Genomic DNA, 20,134 nt, shown 5'->3' with positions numbered 1-20,134 from the left:
AAGATGCATCACCCGATACTCGAAGGGCTCTGGTACACGACCGAGGAACTCGCGACGCTGCTCGGGGTCGACAGCTCCTCGCTCAGGCGCTGGCGTACGGCGCGGCCCGTTCAAGGGCCTCCCTTCATCCAACTGACCACGCGGGTGACGCTCTATGCGGCCTGCGACGTCGAGGAGTGGCTACTCAGCCGCCGTGTCGATCCGAGGAAGGCCGCGTGATGAGCGAACCCGTTCAGCTCCCCATCGGAGTGCGACTGTCCACCGGGATCGAGTACCGACCCAACCGGCCCAAGCCGTACAAGGCCCGGGTGCGCTGGATCGACCCCATCACCAAGGACCGACCCTCAAAGTCGGAGTCCTTCCTTACCGAACCGGAGGCACAAGGGTGGCTCGACATCCTGGTGCTCGCTGCGGCCAGCGGCGTCAATCCGGACATCGCCACGATGAACCTGGCCGACTACGGCAACGCCAACATGGAACTGGCCATGCGCGGCTTGGAAGCCAAGACCATGCATCCGTACATGGCCGGCTGGCGCAAACGCGTCGTACCGACGCTCGGCCACATCCCGGTGCGCATGATCAGCAACGGCGTCGTGGACCGGGCGGTGCACGCCTGGATCGCGGACGAATGCAGCCGGTCCACCGTGAAGAACAGCATCGCCCCACTCGTCCGCATCATGGAACAGGCGTTGCGTGACGGACTGGTGGACCGGAATCCGGCACGAGTCAACGGATGGCAGCGCGAGTACGCCCGTGCGGAAGACGAACTGGACGATCCGCGCTCGCTCGCGCTGCCGGACTGGGAAACCCTCGTCCAACTCGCCGATGCGCTCGTGGACCGGTCGCACGGCAACTTCCGGGGCTGGGGCAACGTCGTGCGGTTCGCCGCGTGCACCGCCGCACGAATCGGCGAAGTCTCCGGCTGCCGCGTCGGCGACATCAACACGACCGACTGGACATGGCGCATCCGGCGACAGACCACCACCTCCCCCGGCGGCCTGATCGACAAAGGCACCAAAGGCAAGCGCGCCCGGACCGTGCCGCTGATCGAGGAAATCCGGCCCCTGGTGCAGACCGCCATCGACCGGGTCGGGAACAAGCCGGACGCCCGACTGTTCACCGGACCACGCGGCGGACGCATCTCCACCGCCGTGCTCCGCGACGCAACCCACTGGGACGACATCGTCAACGCGCTGGGCTACGAACAGCTCCGTCGGCACAGTCTCCGGCACACCGGCCTGACGTGGATGGCCGACGCCGGCGTGCCTGTCCACCATCTCCAGCGCATCGCCGGACACGGCTCACTGAGCACAACCCAGCGCTACCTACACCCGGACAAGCGATCGGTCACCGACGCCGGCGACCTGCTCTCCGCCCACCTCCGGTCCCCACGACGCCCGAACCTCCGGGCCGTGTGAGAGATCGTGAGACGTGGTCCCCAGGTGGTCCCCAAGCAACGAAAGGAACGATCATGAGCATGATCACCACCAGAAACGCCAAAACGCCCTCTGAGCTGGGCCTATGTCAACTCAGAGGGCGCTTCGTACGACCGTCGGGACGACAGGATTTGAACCTGCGACCCCTTGACCCCCAGTCAAGTGCGCTACCAAACTGCGCCACGTCCCGGCCGCATCCCGTTGTGGGGTGCGCGGCTAGCTTAGCGCACCCGACAACGGGCCCCCGACACGGCCCCCCGTGTTGTCGATCTCAAGGGGCCTGACCTGGGGCGGAGGTCCGCCTGGTGGCGGGCCTCCGGTTCCCCTCGGTCGACTGCCGTTCCCCCGGATCGACGCCTTGCCACTATGCGTTCGCCGGGTTTCGTGCACTACCGCCGAAAGTCGAGTCATCTCTGTCAACTTTCGACGGACCTGTGGGTAGGTCGGCTTCCAGGATCCAGCCGCCGTCCGGGTGGTCGGAGGTGGTGAGGGTGCCGCCTACCAGCGCCACGCGTTCCGAGAGGCCGTGCAGGCCCGTTCCGCCGGATTCCGGGGGGACGGGGCGGGTGGCGGGGCTGCCGTTGGCCACGGTGACCTTCAGGTGTCCGTCGCGGTGGGACAGTCGCACGTGGACGGGGGTGCCCGGGGCGTGTTTCGTCACGTTCGTCAGCGCCTCTTGGACGACCCGGAACGCGGCTCGGCTCACCGATGGGGGCAGTGTCGTGGCCACGGTGGTGTCCAGGGTGATGGTGAGGCCGGCTGCGGTGGCTCGTTCTACGAGCAGGGGGATGTCCGTGTGGCCCTGGTTGGGTTCTGTGGTCAGCAGGCCCAGGGCTGCTCGCATCTCGGACAGGGCCTCTTTCGCCAGGGCGCGCAGGCGTCTGGCGGTTTCCCTGGTCTCCGGGGAGTCCGTGGTGGCGGCCAGTGCGGCGGACTCCACGGCGATGAGGGTGGCGTGGTGGCCTACCGCGTCGTGGATCTCGCGGGCTATCCGGGCGCGTTCGGACGCTCGTGCGCTGGTTTCGCGCGCCTGTAGTTCGGACTCCCTCGCACGGGACGCCTCGGCCAGGCTTTCCGTCAGCTTCTGCCTCGTGGCGATCAGGGCGCCCAGCGCCGTGGGGGCGCCGGACATGAACAGGCTGAAGGAGTACGTCAGGAGGATCGAGCCGATGGTCAGCTGCTGGTCCACGACCACCAGGGTCGCGGGCAGGACCGTGGTGACGGAGATGCAGGCGATCATCTGCCACGGCGGCGCGGTGCGGCCCACGCGGTAGAGGGCCACGACGGTGGGGGGCCAGCCGAGTCCTCCGGCCAGGGCTGGCAGGCACGCCAGGACGCCCGTCCACGAGTGCCACCTGCGCAGGGGGAGCAGCGCGCAGGCGATCAGGGCCGCCGGGACGGACCACGGGTACGGGCCGCTGTCCGCCAGCAGCACCATGACCGCGGGCACCGCCACGGCCAGCAGTTCCAGCACCACCATCACCACGCGCCACCGACCTGGTGGGCCACCAGGGCCGCTTGGACGCGGTTCTCCACGCCCAGTTTCGTCAGCACCGTCGACACGTAGCTCTTGACCGTCGCCTCGCTCAGGCCGAGGCTCGTGGCGATCGCGTTGTTGGACTGGCCGCTCGCCAGCAGCGCCAGCACCTGCTTCTCCCGGGCGCTCAGGACGTCCAGGTGCGGGTTCTGCCGCAACCGGCCCGCGGTGCGGAACTTCGGCAGCAGGCGGGCGGTGATCCTCGGGTCCAGGACCGCGCCACCGGCCGCCAGGTCGACCACTGCCCGGACCAGGGCTTCCGGCTCGGCGTCCTTGAGCAGGAAGCCCTGGGCGCCGATCTCCAGCGCGGTGGCCACGTAGTCGTCCAGGTCGAACGTCGTCAGCACGGCCACGGCGGGCGGGTCCGTCCACGCCAGCAGGGCGCGCAGCGCGGCCAGGCCGTCCATGCCCGGCATCTGCACGTCCACCAGCGCCACGTCCGGCCGGTGCCGGCGCACGGCGTCGAGCAGGGCCGCGCCGTCCGCCGCTTCGGCGACCACCTCGACGCGCCCGTCCGCTTCCAGCAACACCCGCAGCCCCCGCCGCAGCAGCGCCTCGTCGTCCGCGAGGACCAATCGCACCGGCACGACGTCAGGCAACCGCATCGCGCCGAACGGGGCAACAGGTCACTTCTTCGGCTTCTTCTCCCGAACCCGCACCGAGATGCGCACCGGGCTGCCTTCGAAGCCGAATTCCTCGCGCAGCTTGCGCTCGATGTAGCGGCGGTACCCGGCCTCCAGGAAACCGGTCGTGAACAGCACGAACGTCGGCGGCCGGGTGCTCGCCTGGGTGGCGAAGAGCACCTTGGGCTGCTTGCCGCCGCGCACCGGCGGCGGGGTGGCGGCGATCAGGTCGGTCAGCCACGCGTTCAGCCGTCCGGTGGGCACGCGGGTGTCCCACGAGTTCAGCGCCGTGCGCAGGGCGGGCGCCAGCTTGCGCACCGCGCGGCCGGTGAGCGCGGAGATGTTGACCCGCTCCGCCCACGGCACGCGGACCAGGCCGCGTTCCAGCTCACGCACCATGGCGTGCCGCCGGTCCTCGTCCACCAGGTCCCACTTGTTGAACGCCAGCACGATCGCGCGGCCCGAGTCGACGGCCATGGTCAGCACCCGCAGGTCCTGCTCGCTGATCACCTCGGAGGCGTCCAGCAGCACGATCGCGACCTCGGCGGACTCGATCGCGGCCTTGGTGCGCAGCGACGCGTAGTACTCCGCGCCGGAGGCGAAGTTCACCCGTTTGCGCAGGCCGGCGGTGTCCACGAAGCGCCACAGCTCGTCGTCCAGCTCCACCAGCGAGTCGACCGGGTCCACGGTGGTGCCCGCGACCGCGTCGACCACCGAGCGCTCCTCGCCGGTGAGGCGGTTGAGCAGCGAGGACTTGCCGACGTTCGGCCGGCCCACCAGGGCGACCCGGCGGGGGCCGCCGGTGTTCGGGCCGAACGTGTCGCGCGGCGTCTCGGGTAGCGCGGCCAGGATCTTGTCCAGCAGGTCGCCGGAGCCCCGGCCGTGCAGGCCGCTGACCGGGACCGGCTCGCCCAGGCCGAGCGACCACAGCATGGCCACCTCGCCCATCAGGCGCTCGTCGTCGACCTTGTTGGCGACCAGGATCACCGGCCGCTTCGACTTGCGCAGCACCTTCACCGCGGCTTCGTCGGTGGTGGTCGCGCCGACCGTCGAGTCGACCACGAACACGATCGCGTCGGCGGTGCTCATGGCCAGTTCGGCCTGCGCCGCGACCGAGGCCATCATGCCGGTGGCGTCGGGCTCCCAGCCGCCGGTGTCGACCACGGTGAACTTGCGGCCGTTCCACAGCGCGTCGTAGGCGACCCGGTCGCGGGTCACGCCCGGCACGTCCTGCACGACCGCTTCACGGCGGCCGATGATGCGGTTGACCAGCGTCGACTTGCCGACGTTCGGCCGGCCCACGACGGCCAGCACGGGCTGCGGCACGCCGCCGCCGTCCTCGTCGCCGTCGAAACCGTCACCGTCGAACGTCGACCACTCGGACTCGTCCGCCCAGGTGCCGTCCAAGTCCGTCATCCTGCTTCTCCACTCACGCTTCGCTTGCTGTCTAGCTCGGCCACCAGCGTGGCCAAGCGGTCGCGGACCTGCTCGGTCGCCTTCTCCAGCCCCTGCCGACCCTTGTCGGCGCTCAGCTCGAAGGGCTCCCCCACCAGCACGTCCACCACGGGTCGGAACCGCCGGCCGACGCCCTCGGGACGCCGGGTGCCCCGGCACGCGACGGGCACCACGACGGCGCCGGTCGACCGGGCCAGCCACGCCGCGCCCTGCTGGGCCTGCGCCACGTCGCCGGAGCCCCGGGTCCCCTCCGGGAACACCCCGACGACCCCGCCGCCGCGCAGCACCTTCTGGGCGGCGAGCAGCGGCGCGCGGTCGGGCACGCCGCGCCGGACGGCGAGTTGGCCGATCCTGCGCAGGCCCCGGCCGGCGAGTCCGCGGAACATCTCCTGCTTGATCAAGAACACCACGCGGCGGGGCAGCACGCCGAACAGGATGGGCCCGTCGACCATCGAGCTGTGGTTGGCGACCAGCACGACCGGTCCGGTGCGGGGCAGCCGGGGCTTCCCGGCCAACCGCACCCGGAACGACTTGGCGACGGGCCACCGGCCGATCAGCCTGCCGACGTCCATCAGCCAGGGCCAGGTGCCCTCGGGCAGGTCCTCGTTCACCCGCCCACCGCCACGACCCGCAGTCCGCGCTGCTCGACCAGTTCGACCAGCGCGGCCAGCACGCCGGCCAGGTCGAGCGAGGTGGTGTCCAGCTCCACGGCGTCGTCGGCGGGCCGCAGCGGGGACGCGGCGCGGGTCGAGTCGTAGGTGTCGCGCCGGTGCACGTCGGCCAGCGTCGCGTCCACTGTGGACGTCCGGCCGGACGCGTGGTCCTGCTTGGTGCGCCGCTGCGCGCGGGCCTGCGCGTCGGCGGTCAGGTAGACCTTCAGCCCCGCGTCGGGCGCGACCACCGTGCCGATGTCGCGGCCTTCCACGACGATCCCGCCGGCGCTGTCCAGCGCGGCGGCGATGATCTCCCGCTGCCGCGCCACGAGCAGTTCGCGCACCTCGGGCACGGCGGAGACCGGGGACACCGCGAGGGTGACCTCGGGGCCCCGGATCTCCGCGCCGACGTCCGCGCCGTCCAGCGCGGTGGTCGAGCGCTCCGGGTCGGAGCCCTGCTCCAGCCGCGCCCGCCGGGCCACCTCGGCCACGCTCCCGGCGTCGGTCGGGTCCACGCCCGCGCGCAGCACCGCCAGCGTCACCGCGCGGTACATCGCGCCCGTGTCCAGGTACCGCGCGCCCAGCGTCGCCGCCAGCCTGCGCGCGGCGGAGGACTTGCCGGTGCCGGACGGCCCGTCCAGGGCCACCACGCCACGCAGCTCACCGTGTCCCACCGGGGTTTCCTCCTCGAACGCGTGCCCTGTCGTCAACCTCCTATTGTGCCTGGTGTGAACCGTCACACCCGAATCGGCCTCAGTGGTTGAGGTCGGTGCGCAGGCCCGCCGCGCCGCGCAGGTACACGTGGCGGACCTCCGCGCGGGTCAGGTCGGTCTCCACGTGGGCGAGCAGGCGGATCACCCGGGGCATCGCGCCGGGCACCGCGATCTCGACCGCGGACAGCAGCGGCACGTCGGCCAGGCCGGCCATCCGGGCGGCGTAGGCGGGGAACTCCGAGGTGAGGTCGGGTGTGGCGGTGAGCACCGCGGAGATGAGGTCGTCCGAGGTCAGGCCGTTGCGCGCGAGCACCTCGCGGACCAGCTCGGCCGTGGCCTCCAGCACCTGGTCGCGCTCGTCCGCGTCGATCTGGGTAGCTCCGCGCACCGCCCGCACCGCCATGCACCCGACCCTAGTCGCACGCCCGGGTCAGTCGAGATCGGCCAGCAGCAGCCCGCTGCGCGGCTTGGGCGTGAAGTAGGTGCTCTTGCGGGGCATCCGGCCGCCTGACGCGTGCACCGCGAGCACGTCCGCCACGGGCACGGGGGCGATCAGCAGCAGCACCTCCTCGTCCAGCGGCACGCCGTTGGTGACCGGGCGCACGTGAGGGCTCTCCGGGTCCAGCCCGAGCGCTTTCTCCAGCAGGTCCGACTCGACGAACGCGTGGTCGATGCCCGGCGCGGGCAGTTCCACCCGCACCGCCCGCGCGCCGGACACCGCGACCACGACGCCGGGCGACGGCCGGGTGGACACGTCTGTATCGGCCACCGGCAGGCCGAGCCCGCGCCACGCCGCGGCCAGGTCGTCGAGGTCCAGGCCGGTGCCGACCAGTGCCCGGTGGATCGGCCCGACCCGCAGGTCCGGCCCGGCCGCGACGAGCGCCAGCAGCCCGGTGAGCCCGGCCGCGGCAGCGGCGGCCACCCGGTGGTTGCCGTCCGCGACCATCAGCGGGTGCGCGCCCGCGGCGGCGAGCAGCGCGTCCTGGTGGTGGCCGGGCCCGACCAGCCACAGCCAGTGCCGCCGCCCGCTCGGGTCGACCATGGACACGGCGGGCTCGGCGTCGACCTCGGCCACCAGCCGGGTCAGCTCGGAGGGCTCGGACACGCCCGGCGCGCCGTGCCGGGCGGGCCACCGCAGGGCGTCGCCGGGCACCGGGACCAGCAGTGCGGCGCTGGTCACGCAGCCGAGCCCGGCCAGCACGCGGGCCCGTTCGGCGACCACGTCGGGGTAGACCTCCTCGGTGTGCCCGACGGCGGCCGGGTCGGCCAGGCACAGCAGCCCGTAGGCGGTGCCGTCCGGACCGTCCACCCGGTACGGCGCGACCACGTCGCCGACCTGCCGGTACGCCGTCCGGCACAGGTAGGTCAGCTCGGCGCGCGCCCCCGGTAACGCGTCGAGCAGGCTCAGCCCGGCGGCCAGCGCGGCCGGGGTGCGGTGCGGGTGCTGCACCGCCAGCAACGTGCCGGTGCGCGCCGTCGAGAGCGCCTCGACGACCCGCTCCGGCTCGGCGAACTCGTCCACGTCAGGCCCCGGCACCCGGTCCCTGACCACCCAGCCACCCCGTATCGCCCTCACCCGATCTGTCATGCCGATTATGATGAAAGGTATGAACGTCGAGGTCACGCCCTTGCCGGGAATCGGCACCCGACAGGACTTCATGATTCGAGCAGGCCGCAGGATCGGGGTGATCACCTATCGCGACGGCAAGTTCGAGCTGATCGTGTCCAGCAAGGACGACCCGGACGACTGCTCGGCGTCCATCCCGCTGTCCCCGGTCGAGGCGGGCACGCTGGCCGGTCTGCTGGGCGCGCCGCAGCTGGTGGCGCACCTGGAGGACCAGCACCGCGACGTGGCGGGCATCTCCACCAAGCAGTTCCCGATCGTGCCGGGCTCCACCTTCGACGGCCGCACGCTGGGCGAGACCGAGCTGCGCACCCGCACCGGGGCGTCGATCGTGGCCGTGGTGCGCTCGGGCGCGGTGCACCCCTCGCCGCGCCCCGACTTCACCTTCGCGGGCGGCGACCTGGTGGTCGTGGTCGGCACCACCGACGGGCTGGCCAAGACAGCCGACATCCTGGACGGCTGAGCGTTGCACGACACAGCGATCGCACTGGTCCAACTCGGCGCGGTCTTCTTCGGCCTGGGACTCCTGGGGAAGATGGCCTGGCGGATCGGCATCTCGCCGATCCCGCTCTACCTGATCGGCGGTCTGGCCTTCGGGCAGGGCGGCCTGATCCCGTTGCACGGCATCGAGGACTTCTCGCACATCTCCAGCGAGATCGGCGTCATCCTGCTGCTGCTCCTGCTCGGCCTGGAGTACTCGGCGGCCGAGCTGATGACCGGGCTCAAGCGGTCGTGGATGGCCGGCGTGGTGGACATCGTGCTCAACGCCGCGCCGGGGGCGATCGCGGCGCTGATCCTCGGCTGGGGGCCGGTGGGCGCGCTGGCGATGGCCGGCGTCACCTACATCTCCTCGTCCGGGATCATCGCCAAGGTGCTCGGCGACCTGGGCCGGCTGGGCAACCGGGAGACCCCGGTGGTGCTCTCGGTGCTGGTGTTCGAGGACCTGGCGATGGCGGTCTACCTGCCGATCCTGACCGCCGTGCTGGCGGGCGTGAGCTTCGTCGGCGGGCTGACCGCGGTCGGCATCTCGCTGCTGGCGATCACCGTCGTGCTGGTCATCGCGCTGAAGTTCGGCAAGTACGTGTCGGCCGTGGTGGACAGCCCCGACCCCGAGGTGTTCCTGCTCAAGGTGCTCGGCGCGGCGCTGCTGGTCGCGGGGATCGCCTCGCAGCTCCAGGTCTCGGCGGCGGTCGGCGCGTTCCTGCTGGGCATCGCGATCTCCGGGTCGACGGCGGAGAACGCCACCCGGATGCTGGAGCCGTTGCGGGACCTGTTCGCGGCGATGTTCTTCGTGGTGTTCGGGCTGAACACCGACCCGCGCTCGATCCCGCCGGTGCTCGGCCTGGCCGTGGCGCTGGCCGTGGTCACGACGTTGACCAAGGTCGCCACCGGGTGGTGGGCCGCGCAGCGGCAGGGCATCGGCAAGCTGGGCCGGGCCCGCGCGGGCGCGGCGCTGGTGGCGCGGGGCGAGTTCTCGATCGTGATCGCGAGCCTCACCGTGGCCTCCGGCGCGGTCGACGGCGAGCTGGCCGCGCTGGCGACGGCGTACGTGCTGCTGATGGCCGTGCTGGGCCCGGTGGCCGCGCGAGTGGTGGAACCGCTGGCCCGACTTGTCACCCGAAAGCGTGACACGCAGCCCGCGACCGCCTGATCGGTATCAAGCCGGCGGCGAATTTCCTCAGGCATGGCGTAACCACCCACGATCGGCCGCTTGAACCGGAGTGGCCGGCGGGGTTGCACTTGACTGCCGCCCAACCCCGAAGGGGGTCGTCATGCCTGAGGAAACCAACACCACTACCGGTCGCTACCTCGTGCTGCTGGAGGACAACTCGGTCGCCGCCGGCGTGCGGGAGATGAGCCGGGTCGCCGGCATCACCGCGGCCAGCACGGTCGAATCCGTCTCGCCCGAGGAACTGGCGGCCTCCGACGGGATCATCTTCCAGGAACTCGGCATCGCCGTGGTCAACGCCGCGCCCGAGCAGGTGACCCGGCTGGCCCGCGCGGCGGGCGAACCGGGCCCGATCGCGGTGGTCGAGGCCGAACGGGTCGTCCAGGCCCTGACCGCGCCCGCCGACACCGGGTCCGCCCTCGTCGACGAGAGCGCGTTCACCTGGGGCCTCCAGGCCGTCGGCGCGACGCTGAGCGCGGCGACCGGCGCGGGCGTCCGGGTGGCCGTGCTCGACACCGGTTTCACCGTCGACCACCCCGATTTCGCCGGACGCGCGGTGATCACCAACTCGTTCATCACCGGCGAGACGGTGGACGACGCGCACGGCCACGGCACGCACTGCACCGGCAGCGCCGCCGGCCCGCGCAAGCCCGCCTCCGGCGGCCCCGGCTACGGCGTAGCCCACGAGGCCGAGATCTACGCGGGCAAGGTGCTGTCCAACGCCGGGTTCGGCTCCGACGGCGGCATCCTCAACGGCATCGCGTGGGCGGTGGCCAACGGGTGCGCGGTCGTCTCGATGTCGCTGGGCGCGGCGGTCCGGCCGGGCACCGCGTACTCGCAGATCTTCGAGCAGGCCGCGCAACGCGCGCTGGCGAAGAACACCCTCATCGTCGCCGCGGCCGGCAACGAGAGCCGGCGGCCCGGCCAGGTGGCCCCGGTGGGGCACCCGGCGAACTGCCCGTCGATCCTGTCCGTGGGCGCGATCGACGACCAGCGCGCCATCGCGTTCTTCTCCTGCGGCACGGTCGACACGGTCGGCCAGGTCGACGTCGTCGCACCCGGCGTCAACGTGTATTCGAGCTGGAACGGCAAGACCGAGGACACCCGGCACAAGCGCATCCAGGGCACCAGCATGGCCACCCCGCACGTCGCGGGCATCGCGGCGTTATTGGCGCAGCAGTACGACGCGCGCGGCTGGGGGCTGTGGGCCCGGCTGATGCAGTCCGGGCGTCGACTGGGCTTGCCTTCCACGGATGTGGGTGCAGGATTGGTGCAGGCTCCCTGACACCGACCGCCGGAGGCGCCCGTGGACAAAGTCGTGGTCTCGGTCGCCGACGACAGCCTCTCGCAGCTCGGCGCGGTGGTCGCGGCGCTGCGGGAGGCCGGTCTCCAGGTGGACGACGTGCTGGAGGCGCTGGGCATGGTCACCGGGTCGGTCGCCCCGGAGGCGATCGGCTCGTTGAAGGACGTGCCCGGCGTGGCCGACGTGGAGCGGCAGCGCGTCGTGCGCCTGCCCCCGCCGGTGTGAGCAGGGGCGGCGGAGGCTCGGACCGCCGCCCCTGCCGGGTTCGTCCGCCCGGGGCCGCCCGGCGTTACCCGAGATCCGCGCGCCGGCCCGACGCCCTACGCTGTGCGGGGCCGATCGACCCATCATCGAACACGTGTTCTATGATCGCGCCGGGTCGAGCCGGAAGCGCAGAGAGGAAACGAGAACGTGCAGGCGGACACGCTCGTGGAGCAGGAAGACCAGGTGGACGCCGTGGCGCCCGCCGAGCCCGTGCAGCAGGCCGAAGAGGCACCTGCCGCAGCCCCCAAGCAGGAGGACGAGCCCGCGGCCAAGCCCGCGAAGCCCCGGGCCCCCAAGAGCACGGCCAAGAAGACCCGCACGGTCGAGTTGACGCTCACCGTGACCGGCACCGCGGACGGCGAGTGGCAGGCCGACCTGGTGCACGGCACCAAGCGGGTCGTGCAGGGCCTCTCGATCTCGGCCGCGGCCGTGTCCAAGGCGGCCAAGGAGCTGCACGAGGACATCGCCGGCGGCATCGAGGAGGTCATCGAGGCCGCCCGTTCCCAGCACCGCACCCGCATGGAGGAGCTGGAGGCCGAACTGGCCAAGGTCAAGGCGGCGCTGGCCGAACTCAGCGACGACTGACGTGGCGGGGCCGTCCACTTCGAAGGGACGGCCCCACCCCCGTCACCGCGACGGATCCAGCACCAGCTTCCCGGTGGTGCGCCGCGCCCGCAGGTCCAGGTGCGCCTGGCGCACCTCGGACAGCCCGTACTCGCCGCCGGCGACGACCCGCAGATCACCGGCCAGCACGAGGTCGAACAACTCCCCCATGGCCCGGTGCACCACCCGGCCCGGCAACCGGAACGCGTGCGGCAGCCACATCCCCACCACCGCGGTCGAGTGCGACAGCAGCTTCGCGGGTTCCACCGAGGTCGGCTGCTCCCGACTCGCCATCCCGTAGAACGCCAACCGCCCGAACGGCGCCAGCGCGGCCAGGCTCTGATCGGTGACCGCACCCCCGGTCATGTCCAGCACGACGTCGACCCGACGCCCGTCGTTGGCGTCCCGCAAGGCCGCCGTCATGTCATCGCACGTGGAATCGACCACCACGTCGGCCCCCAGCTCCGACGCCAACGCGCGCTTGGCCTCGGAACTGGCCGTGGCGACGACCCGCCCCGCGCCCCACCGCTTGGCCAGCTGCACGGCGATCGACCCCACGCCGCCGGCCGCCGCGTGGACGACCACGCTCTCCCCCGGCTCCAGGTGCACGCTCTTGCGCAACAACAACCACGCCGTCGCCCCCTGCACGACCATGCTCAACGCCGTCAGGTCGTCGATCCCGTCCGGCACGTCGAACGACGTCGCCCGGGGCACGACGGCCTTCTCCGCGTACCCGCCGGACGACGTCAGCGCGACCACCCGGCGCCCGTCGCCGACCACCCGCCCCACCACCTCCCCGCCGGGCACCAGCGGCAGCGACATCCGCGCCAGGTAGGAGTTCTCCGCCTGGTGCGTATCGGCGTAGTTCAACCCCGCGCGGCTGACCTCGACCAGCAGCTCCCCGTCGCCCGCGACGGGATCGGGCAGCGTGACCTCGGTCAACACCTCGGGCCCGCCGAACTCGGTGATCTGAATGGCGCGCAACGGTTTCAGCCTTCCCGGGACAGGACGACGCGCCCGCCGTCGGCGGTGCGCGGACCAGGCGGGTTCGGGAACCGGAAGGGTTCGCTGGGCCGGCCCGCCTGCACGTACCAGCATTGCCCGGTTTCCCCGCTGCGCAACACGGCGAGGTAGGCGTCGACCACCTCGTCCACGGTCAGGATCGGCATCCCGGAGGTCTCCAGGAACGACTTGAACCCCGAGATGATCGCCGTGTCGGCGAAGCTCGGGCACACCGCGTTCACGGCCACCCCGTCGTCGGCGAGCGCCGGACCCAACGCCCGCACCAACCCGACCACGGCGGCCTTGTTGGCCGCGTACAAGGGATCCAGCGGCATCGCCGTCAACCCGGCCATGCTCGCCGTGGCGACGACCTGCCCGCCGCGCTTGGCCAACTCGGGCAGCGCCGCGTGGATCCCGTACACCACGCCGTCGAGGTTGATCCCCATGACGCTCCGATAGCGCTCGGCGTCGAAGTCGTCCCCGATCCCGAACCCCGTCGCAACGCCCGCGTTGAGCACCACGACGTCCAAGCCACCGAACCGCGCCGCACAGGTGGCGACGGCAACCTCGGCAGCCGATGGATCCCGCACGTCACACGACACGAACACCCCACCGCACTCGGCGGCGACCGCAGAACCCCCGTCGACGTCCACGTCGGCGACCACCACCGAGGCGCCCAGCGACGCCAGCCGCCGGACCACCCCTTCCCCGATCCCGTGCGCACCCCCGGTGACCAGGGCGACCTTGCCCGAGAACTCCACCAGCACCCCTCCCGACCCACACCCGACGACACATCCCGACCAGTCGGTATGGTCACGCCACCCGACCCTGGCGTCAAGCCGACCGGACCGGTAGCTTCCCCGACAACTCCCTAAGCGCTTGCTTAGCCCCCGCACCCCTGGAGGTCGACGTGGCCGGATCCGACGCACGCGTGGCAATCGTCACCGGTGCCGCACGAGGTATCGGCGCGGCCGTGGCGGCCAGGCTCGCCCGGGACGGCCTGGCCGTGGCCCTGCTGGACCTGAACGAGGAGAGCAGCGCCGAGCCCGTCGCCGAGATCACCCGGGCCGGCGGCAGGGCGCTGGCCGTGGGCGTGGACGTGAGCGACGGCGAAGCCGTAGACCGGGCCGTGCAACGGGTCGCGGACGAACTCGGCGCGCCCACCGTCCTGGTGAACAACGCCGGCATCCTGCGCGACAACCTGCTGTTCAAGATGACCGACGACGACTGGGATGCGGTGATGAACGTGCACCTGCGCGGCACGTTCCTGATGAGCCGAGCGGTCCAGAAGTTCCAGACCGAGGCCAAGTGGGGCCGGATCGTCAACCTGTCCAGCACCAGCGCGCTGGGCAACCGGGGCCAGGCCAACTACGCCGCCGCGAAAGCCGGCATCCAGGGCTTCACCAAGACGCTGGCCATCGAACTGGGCAAGTTCGGCGTCACCGTGAACGCCATCGCCCCCGGCTTCATCGCCACCGACATGACCGCCGCCACCGCCGCCCGCGTGGGCGCGGACTTCGAGGACTTCAAGAAGGCCGCCGCCATGATGATCCCGGTGGCCCGCGTCGGAACGCCCGACGACATCGCCCACACCGCGTCGTTCCTGGTGAGCGAAGGCGCGGGTTTCGTCTCCGGCCAGGTCATCTACGTGGCCGGCGGACCGAAGGACTAGACGATGCGGACCTTCCCCACCCTGGACGCCCTCGGCGAGGCCACCGGCGAACACCTCGGCCACGGCGCGTGGCACGAGATCACCCAGGAAGAGATCAACCTCTTCGCCCAGGCCACCGACGACCACCAGTGGATCCACGTGGACCTGGAAAGAGCGAAAGCGGGCCCGTTCGGCGCCCCCGTGGCCCACGGCTACCTGACCCTCTCCCTGATCCCCAGCCTGATCCGCGACGTCTACACCGTCCAGAACCTCAGCATGGGCGTCAACTACGGCCTAAACAAAGTCCGCTTCCCCACCCCGGTGACCGTCGGCTCCCGCGTGCGGGCAGGCGCGGAACTCACCGAATTCACCGACTTCCCGCCGGGCAAACAGGCCGTGATCAAGGTGACCGTGGAAATCGAAGGCCACCCCAAACCCGCCTGCGTAGCCGAAACCGTAGTCCTCTACATCCCCTGACCACCAAGTCGTGTCATCCCCGTACGGCCCGCGCGCAGCGAACCGCGCTTTACCAGGGTATGCAAGCACGCTTTTCGCTTGCATACCCTGGTAAAGGGTGGTTGTCTCAGACCGGGCCGTACGGGGATGACACGACGACCCACCGCTTTTCGTCATCCCCGGTGGCTCGCCCGTCCGGCGAGGACGCTTTCGATCCCTAAACCCGCAACGCGCCCAACAACAGGTCCGCGTAGTGCTGCCCGACCTCCTTGGCGGACAACGTCCCGCCCTCCCGGTACCAGGCCCCCAGGTGGTGCACGGTCCCGAAGAAGAAATGAACCGCCAGATCGGCCGGCACGTCCTCCCGGAACACCCCGGCGGCCTGCCCCTCCTCCACCAACGACCGGAACCGCTCGTGGTAGCGCCGCCGCTCGGCCCGCATCGCCAACCGCTGCGACTCCGCCAGTTGATCGGCCGACCGGAAGTACACCTTCGCCTGGTCGAAGTTCTCCACCGACGTCACCACCACGTCCACGGCCGCCGAGTGCAGCCGCTCGGCCACCGCCCCGTCCCCGGCGGCGAGCAGCTCCAACCGCTCGGTCTGCATCCGCAGCAGGCTGCCGTAGATCTCGTGCAGCAGATCGTCCTTGGACCCGAAGTAGTGGTACATCGCGCCTTTGGTGACGCCCGCGAGGTCGACGATCTCCTGGACCGCCACCCGGTCGAACCCCTTCTCGGCGAACAACCTCGTGGCAGCCGCGATCAGCCGCTCCGGCACTGTGCCCATGCCGCGCAGCTTAACCCCGCCCCCACACCGCACCACCGGCGAACACACCGGCGAACACCGCCACCACACCGGTCACTGGAACATCGCGATAGGCCGGACGACCAACTCCTTCGCGTCCGCCCGCCACGCCTGCACCCGTCCCAGGCAGACCGCGTCGAACAGCCCCTCCGGCACGGCGTCGTCCAGCCCGCCCTCCTGGCACTCCACCCGCACCTTCGTCCCGTCCGCCCCCACCGCCGCCCGCAACACCGTCACGCCGCCGCGCTCCTCCTCGATCGAGAACTCCCCCTTGATCGACACGTACGCCTTCAACTTCCGCAACGACACAACACCTTCGTGCGCCGCACGGTCGAGCGCCGGGCTGCGCACCACGGTCTGCTCCGTCAGATCGACGTGCACCAGGCTCCCCGCCGCCTCCAACGCGTCCAGCAACATCCCCACGACGCTGATCGGCTCGTACCGCTCCAGGTAGGTCTTCACGACCTCCCGCCCCGACGACACGCCCGCGCTCACCTCGGGCAGCCCCGGCAGTGCGACCTTCCCGTCCTTGGTCACACCCACCCGGTCGGTGACCTCCTTGACCAGCGCGTCGCCGAACCCGCCCACCTGGTACAGGTCCATCACGCTCTTCGCGTTGAGGTACAACGTCAACCCCGGCACCTCACGCGCCGGCGCGAACCGGTGACGCGCCCGCCACGCCAACGCGAAGACGACCCCCGCCACCACCACCGCGAGCACCGTCACCATCCACACCACCGCCCACGGCCACCAAACCGACCACCACAACGAACGGTCGACCTCCACCGACACCCCCGCTCCGACACCCACCGGCCACCCACACCCGACCCGACACCCAGACCCGACAACCCGCCCCCGACACCCCCGCCCGACACCTCCCGCCTCAGCAGCCGCGAATCTCCTCGACCGCCTGCGCCAACTCCACACCACCGGCCTCGACGACCCGTCCACCCGACGCCGCCGCCACCCGCCCCAACTCCACCGGATCAGCCGACCCGAACCGCACCGCGTACGTCCGCGCCGGCCTCGGCCAAGCCGCCAACAACTCGTCCACCGCCATGCCCGAGTTGTTCTCCCCGTCCGTCATCACCACCACGACCCCGTCGTCCCCGACCTGCCGATAGGCCGCATCCAACGCCGACCACACCGCGGTCCCGTCCCGCAACTCCCCACCCAACAACCCTTGCAGCGCCGCAACATCCGCCGCCCCGCGCACCACCACCGTGTCCGCCGCCAACACCGATCCGGCGAACCGCACCACCGTCACCGACTCCCCCACCCGAAACCCCTCGAACCCGCTCAACCGCGCGAACGCCTCGCGCAACCCGTCGATCCGCGCCCCCGCCATCGACGTCGAGTAGTCCAGGACGAACACCACCCGCCCGGGTTTCCCGGCACGGTCGTAGGCGGCCAACAACGCGTCGACCACGCCCTGCGACCCCGGGAAGTACAACGAGGTCCCCAACTCCGCGCGCAGCTCGGCGCTCCGCTCCACCCCCGCGTCCACCGGGCGCCGGAACGTCCCCATCAACGCCCGCTGCCCGCGTTCGCCCGACAGCCAGCCCACCACCCGGTCGTAGGCGGCCCGCTTCTCCGGCTTCAGCAACATCACCGGGTAGTCCGCCAGCACGATCCCGTCACGCGGGTAGACGACCTGCAACGGCTCCCGCAACCTGCCGGAAGCGTTGAGCGACAACACAGTCGACTCGTAGGTCAACACCGCGTCCAAACCGTCCTGTTGCCGCACGTACTCCTCGGCCAGGTCCTCGACCCCGGCGACCGAGGCGCGCCCGACCAGGAACCCCTGGAGCTTGTCGCACCGCACGTCCTCCGGCCGCAACGCCGCCCCGGTCCCCGCCGCGGCCGTCGCGACCCCGATCAACGCCGCCAACCCGCTCCCGGCCACCCGGGGATCGGCCATCAGGTACTTCAACCCGCCCACCCCGGCGACCGACGCGATACCGGCCCACGACGGCGAAGGCCCGGTCAACCGCCCCGGTTTCACCCCGATCACCACCGGCGAGAGCATCACGCTCGTCGCCGGCGGCACCGGCCCGCCCGCCAGCCTCAGGTACCGGCTCGACGACAGCCACGCCAGGTCGTGCCGCGCCCCGGCCTTGATCTCCTCGCCGGCCCGCACCGTGCCCCGGTGGTCGAGCCGCAGGTCCACCCCGGTCTCCCGGCGCAACTCGGCGAGCACCGGCCCGAGGTCGGCGAGTTCCGCCCCGGCGAGCACGGTGAGCGTCACGGGTTCCGGCGCGGCGGTGCACCCCGCCAGCAGCAGCACCAGGGCCAGCAGCAGCCTCACGGGCAGCCACCGACCTCCGTGATCATCTTGTCCAGCAGGTGCCGTTCGGGCAGCCACGTCTCGGTGTCGCCGACCCCGCTGGTGGGCGTGGGCAGGCCGCGCGACCGCAGGTACGCCGACAGCTCACCGTGGTCGACGGTCGTGCCGCTGGTGCGCAGCACCCGGAAGCCGAGTTCCACCGCACGCCGGCGCAGCTCGGGGTCCTCCGACACCAGTTCGCCCAACCTGCTGCCCGCCGTGGTGAACGCGAGCAGCTCGGGCACGGTCTCGTGCTGCGCCTCCGGGTAGAGCAGCACGCGCGTGCGGTCGGGTTGCCCGGTGCGGGTCTGCGCGGCGAACTGGTGCGCCATGAACTGGTGCTCGTAGATCACCACGACCGGCGCGAACGTCGGCCCGTCGGCGGCCAGGTACTTGGGCGCGTGCTCCTCGCCGTGCTGCCCCTCGACGTCGAGCAGCGGTTTGATCTCGCGGGCCACCCGGATCGCCGTCTCCTCGTCGGCCGGCGGGTGGTTCCGGTTCAGCGCGAAGGCCAGCATCCCCAGGTAGGTCGACCCGGAGTAGGTGCGGCACGGGTCCGGGATCTGGGCGATGATCCGGTTGTTGTTGGTCATCCCGTACTGGTTCCAGAACTTGCCCTCCCGCATCAGCTCGATCAGCGCGGGGAGGGACAGGTTCAGGTAGAGCCCGCCGCCGTCGCGCTGGTCGGTCGCGACCCCGGCCGCACGCAGGGCCTGGGCGTAGTCGGCGTAGGTGGCCAGCACGATCGGGGTGAAGAACGGGTTGTACGGGTTGACGGTCTTGCCCTTGCGCCGGTCGCGAATCGCCTCCGCCGTCGACTGCCCGGACGGGAAGACGAAGTCGAACTCGTCGAGGTCCTCGCGGGTCGCGATGTCGCGGGACCCGGACGGCGTCACCTGGACCTGGATCCGGTGCGCCATCAGCAGCCGCTTCACCTCCGGGTCCTGGAAGAAGTCGCGTTTGGACGCGAGCACCCCCCTGATGACCAGGACCGACTGCGCGGGCAGCGCCACCGTGCCCGAGGCGAACAGCGCGATCACCCCGGCCAGCGCGGTCGCCACCGCGATCCCGAACGGCAGCAGGAAACGTTTGCGACGAAAAACTGAACGACTTGGTTCTACTACCCTGAATCCTGGTTCTTCGGCCACGAATTCCCCCGGGTGAGCGGTCCCCCACAGCGTACTTCGCGGCCGGTCCGCCCCGGGGCGCAAACGCCGATCACAAACCCACCGTGGCACCGCCGTCTACCACGAACGTGGCACCGGTGACGTACCCACCAGCGTCCGAGGCGAGGAACACCACCGCCGCGGCCAGTTCCTCAGGGTCACCGACCCGGCCCATCGGGAGCCGCGAAATGTGCGCGTCGAGGTATCCATCGGGGTATTGGTCGGTCATCTCCGACGCAAAGTAACCGGGAGCCAACGCATTCACCCGAATGCCCTTTCGCCCGGTCCACTGCTGCGCCAGATCCCGCGTCAACCCCAACAACGCCGCCTTCGACGCCGAGTACGCGGCCTGCGGCAACCCGCCCGACACCAACCCCAGCACGCTGGACACGTTCACGATCGACCCGCCGCCGGTCATCACCGCCGCTGCCGCCTGCGCCATCCAGTACGCGCCGTTGAGGTTGACCTCCACGACACCCCGGAACTGCTCGGGCGTCTCCCGCGACGCGGGCACCGCCGAGGCCACCCCGGCGTTGTTCACCAGCACGCCCACCGCGCCGAACCCGGCCGCCGCCCGCGCCACCTCCCGGCAGTCCTCGGGCGAGGAGACGTCCGCCCGCACCGTCAGCGCCCGCCGGCCAGCGGCCTCGACCAACTCCGCCGTCCGCGCCAACCGGTCCACCCGGCGCGCCGCGAGCACCACGTCCGCCCCCGCTTCCGCGAGCCCCTTGGCGAACGCGACCCCGAGCCCGGACGACGCGCCCGTCACGATCGCGACCTTGCCGTCCAACCGGAACCTGTCCAGGATCCCCATCTGCCGACCTCCACAACGGACCGAACCCGCACCA

At 71.4% G+C, this 20,134-nt stretch carries 23 protein-coding genes and 1 tRNA gene; 9 read left to right on the top strand and 15 right to left on the bottom strand.

The window, feature by feature from the left end; translation table 11 throughout:
- Positions 1-3 precede the first annotated feature (3 nt).
- On the top strand, positions 4-219 hold the full coding sequence (locus AC0HI0_RS45785) for a helix-turn-helix transcriptional regulator (protein ID WP_480929709.1): 216 nt from the start codon (positions 4-6) through the stop codon (positions 217-219).
- Entirely contained in the window at positions 219-1,418 is a 1,200-nt protein-coding gene (locus AC0HI0_RS45780; RefSeq protein WP_480934541.1) for a tyrosine-type recombinase/integrase, read from the top strand. Before AC0HI0_RS45785 ends, AC0HI0_RS45780 begins: the two co-directional genes overlap by 1 nt.
- 134 nt (positions 1,419-1,552) lie before the next feature.
- Here the strand turns inward: AC0HI0_RS45780 and AC0HI0_RS45775 are convergent.
- From AC0HI0_RS45775 to AC0HI0_RS45740, 8 genes are all read right to left on the bottom strand, one after another.
- Positions 1,553-1,626, bottom strand: a tRNA-Pro gene (locus AC0HI0_RS45775).
- Positions 1,627-1,800: 174 nt separating this feature from the next.
- The gene (locus AC0HI0_RS45770) at positions 1,801-2,916 is read right to left on the bottom strand and encodes a sensor histidine kinase (protein WP_480934540.1); all 1,116 of its coding nucleotides are present in this window, start codon (positions 2,914-2,916) and stop codon (positions 1,801-1,803) included.
- Positions 2,916-3,578, bottom strand: coding sequence for a response regulator (locus tag AC0HI0_RS45765; protein ID WP_480929708.1), 663 nt, complete (start codon positions 3,576-3,578; stop codon positions 2,916-2,918). Before AC0HI0_RS45765 ends, AC0HI0_RS45770 begins: the two co-directional genes overlap by 1 nt.
- Positions 3,579-3,599: 21 nt before the next feature.
- On the bottom strand, positions 3,600-5,012 hold the full coding sequence (gene der / locus AC0HI0_RS45760; RefSeq protein WP_480929707.1) for a ribosome biogenesis GTPase Der: 1,413 nt from the start codon (positions 5,010-5,012) through the stop codon (positions 3,600-3,602).
- Complete coding sequence (locus tag AC0HI0_RS45755; RefSeq protein WP_480929706.1) at positions 5,009-5,662, bottom strand: lysophospholipid acyltransferase family protein; 654 nt, start codon at positions 5,660-5,662, stop codon at positions 5,009-5,011. Before AC0HI0_RS45755 ends, der begins: the two co-directional genes overlap by 4 nt.
- Entirely contained in the window at positions 5,659-6,378 is a 720-nt protein-coding gene (gene cmk, locus AC0HI0_RS45750) for a (d)CMP kinase (protein ID WP_480934539.1), read from the bottom strand. The genes AC0HI0_RS45755 and cmk overlap by 4 nt, the downstream gene beginning before the upstream one ends.
- A gap of 79 nt (positions 6,379-6,457) precedes the next feature.
- A complete protein-coding gene (gene aroH / locus AC0HI0_RS45745; RefSeq protein ID WP_480929705.1) occupies positions 6,458-6,820 on the bottom strand; it encodes a chorismate mutase in 363 nt (120 codons plus the stop codon).
- A 27-nt stretch (positions 6,821-6,847) separates the two neighbouring features.
- The gene (locus AC0HI0_RS45740; RefSeq protein WP_480929704.1) at positions 6,848-8,005 is read right to left on the bottom strand and encodes a DUF1015 family protein; all 1,158 of its coding nucleotides are present in this window, start codon (positions 8,003-8,005) and stop codon (positions 6,848-6,850) included.
- 19 nt (positions 8,006-8,024) lie between these two features.
- Between AC0HI0_RS45740 and AC0HI0_RS45735 the strand changes: the two genes are divergently transcribed.
- The 5 genes from AC0HI0_RS45735 to AC0HI0_RS45715 all read left to right on the top strand — a co-directional run bounded on the left by AC0HI0_RS45735 (position 8,025) and on the right by AC0HI0_RS45715 (position 11,862).
- A complete protein-coding gene (locus tag AC0HI0_RS45735; protein ID WP_480929703.1) occupies positions 8,025-8,504 on the top strand; it encodes a cation:proton antiporter regulatory subunit in 480 nt (159 codons plus the stop codon).
- Between the two features lie 3 nt (positions 8,505-8,507).
- The gene (locus tag AC0HI0_RS45730; protein ID WP_480929702.1) at positions 8,508-9,692 is read left to right on the top strand and encodes a cation:proton antiporter; all 1,185 of its coding nucleotides are present in this window, start codon (positions 8,508-8,510) and stop codon (positions 9,690-9,692) included.
- Between the two features lie 121 nt (positions 9,693-9,813).
- Complete coding sequence (locus AC0HI0_RS45725) at positions 9,814-10,995, top strand: S8 family serine peptidase (RefSeq protein WP_480929701.1); 1,182 nt, start codon at positions 9,814-9,816, stop codon at positions 10,993-10,995.
- A gap of 21 nt (positions 10,996-11,016) precedes the next feature.
- The gene (locus AC0HI0_RS45720; protein WP_480929700.1) at positions 11,017-11,238 is read left to right on the top strand and encodes a hypothetical protein; all 222 of its coding nucleotides are present in this window, start codon (positions 11,017-11,019) and stop codon (positions 11,236-11,238) included.
- A gap of 186 nt (positions 11,239-11,424) precedes the next feature.
- Positions 11,425-11,862, top strand: a complete 438-nt coding sequence (locus tag AC0HI0_RS45715) for a DUF6319 family protein (protein WP_480929699.1) — start codon at positions 11,425-11,427, stop codon at positions 11,860-11,862.
- 42 nt (positions 11,863-11,904) lie between these two features.
- Here AC0HI0_RS45715 and AC0HI0_RS45710 read toward each other — a convergent pair whose 3' ends face one another.
- On the bottom strand, positions 11,905-12,864 hold the full coding sequence (locus AC0HI0_RS45710; RefSeq protein WP_480929698.1) for a quinone oxidoreductase family protein: 960 nt from the start codon (positions 12,862-12,864) through the stop codon (positions 11,905-11,907).
- Between the two features lie 5 nt (positions 12,865-12,869).
- On the bottom strand, positions 12,870-13,643 hold the full coding sequence (locus tag AC0HI0_RS45705) for an SDR family oxidoreductase (protein WP_480929697.1): 774 nt from the start codon (positions 13,641-13,643) through the stop codon (positions 12,870-12,872).
- A gap of 149 nt (positions 13,644-13,792) precedes the next feature.
- Between AC0HI0_RS45705 and fabG the strand changes: the two genes are divergently transcribed.
- Complete coding sequence (gene fabG, locus AC0HI0_RS45700) at positions 13,793-14,554, top strand: 3-oxoacyl-ACP reductase FabG (protein WP_480929696.1); 762 nt, start codon at positions 13,793-13,795, stop codon at positions 14,552-14,554.
- 3 nt (positions 14,555-14,557) lie between these two features.
- Entirely contained in the window at positions 14,558-15,010 is a 453-nt protein-coding gene (locus AC0HI0_RS45695; protein WP_480929695.1) for a MaoC family dehydratase, read from the top strand.
- A 196-nt stretch (positions 15,011-15,206) separates the two neighbouring features.
- On the opposite strand, the gene AC0HI0_RS45690 is transcribed toward AC0HI0_RS45695, so the two are convergent.
- The 5 genes from AC0HI0_RS45690 to AC0HI0_RS45670 all read right to left on the bottom strand — a co-directional run bounded on the left by AC0HI0_RS45690 (position 15,207) and on the right by AC0HI0_RS45670 (position 20,100).
- On the bottom strand, positions 15,207-15,776 hold the full coding sequence (locus AC0HI0_RS45690; protein WP_480929694.1) for a TetR/AcrR family transcriptional regulator: 570 nt from the start codon (positions 15,774-15,776) through the stop codon (positions 15,207-15,209).
- A 72-nt stretch (positions 15,777-15,848) separates the two neighbouring features.
- A complete protein-coding gene (locus tag AC0HI0_RS45685; protein WP_480929693.1) occupies positions 15,849-16,523 on the bottom strand; it encodes a hypothetical protein in 675 nt (224 codons plus the stop codon).
- Between the two features lie 154 nt (positions 16,524-16,677).
- On the bottom strand, positions 16,678-18,102 hold the full coding sequence (locus AC0HI0_RS45680) for a vWA domain-containing protein (protein ID WP_480929692.1): 1,425 nt from the start codon (positions 18,100-18,102) through the stop codon (positions 16,678-16,680).
- On the bottom strand, positions 18,099-19,181 hold the full coding sequence (locus AC0HI0_RS45675; protein WP_480929691.1) for a hypothetical protein: 1,083 nt from the start codon (positions 19,179-19,181) through the stop codon (positions 18,099-18,101). The genes AC0HI0_RS45680 and AC0HI0_RS45675 overlap by 4 nt, the downstream gene beginning before the upstream one ends.
- A 157-nt stretch (positions 19,182-19,338) precedes the next feature.
- A complete protein-coding gene (locus tag AC0HI0_RS45670; RefSeq protein ID WP_480929690.1) occupies positions 19,339-20,100 on the bottom strand; it encodes an SDR family NAD(P)-dependent oxidoreductase in 762 nt (253 codons plus the stop codon).
- Positions 20,101-20,134 lie beyond the last annotated feature (34 nt).

The organism is Saccharothrix sp. NBAS 001, from assembly GCF_056640475.1.
Note: the sequence above shows the minus strand (reverse complement) of the source record. Positions and strands in the feature narration are given on the sequence as shown.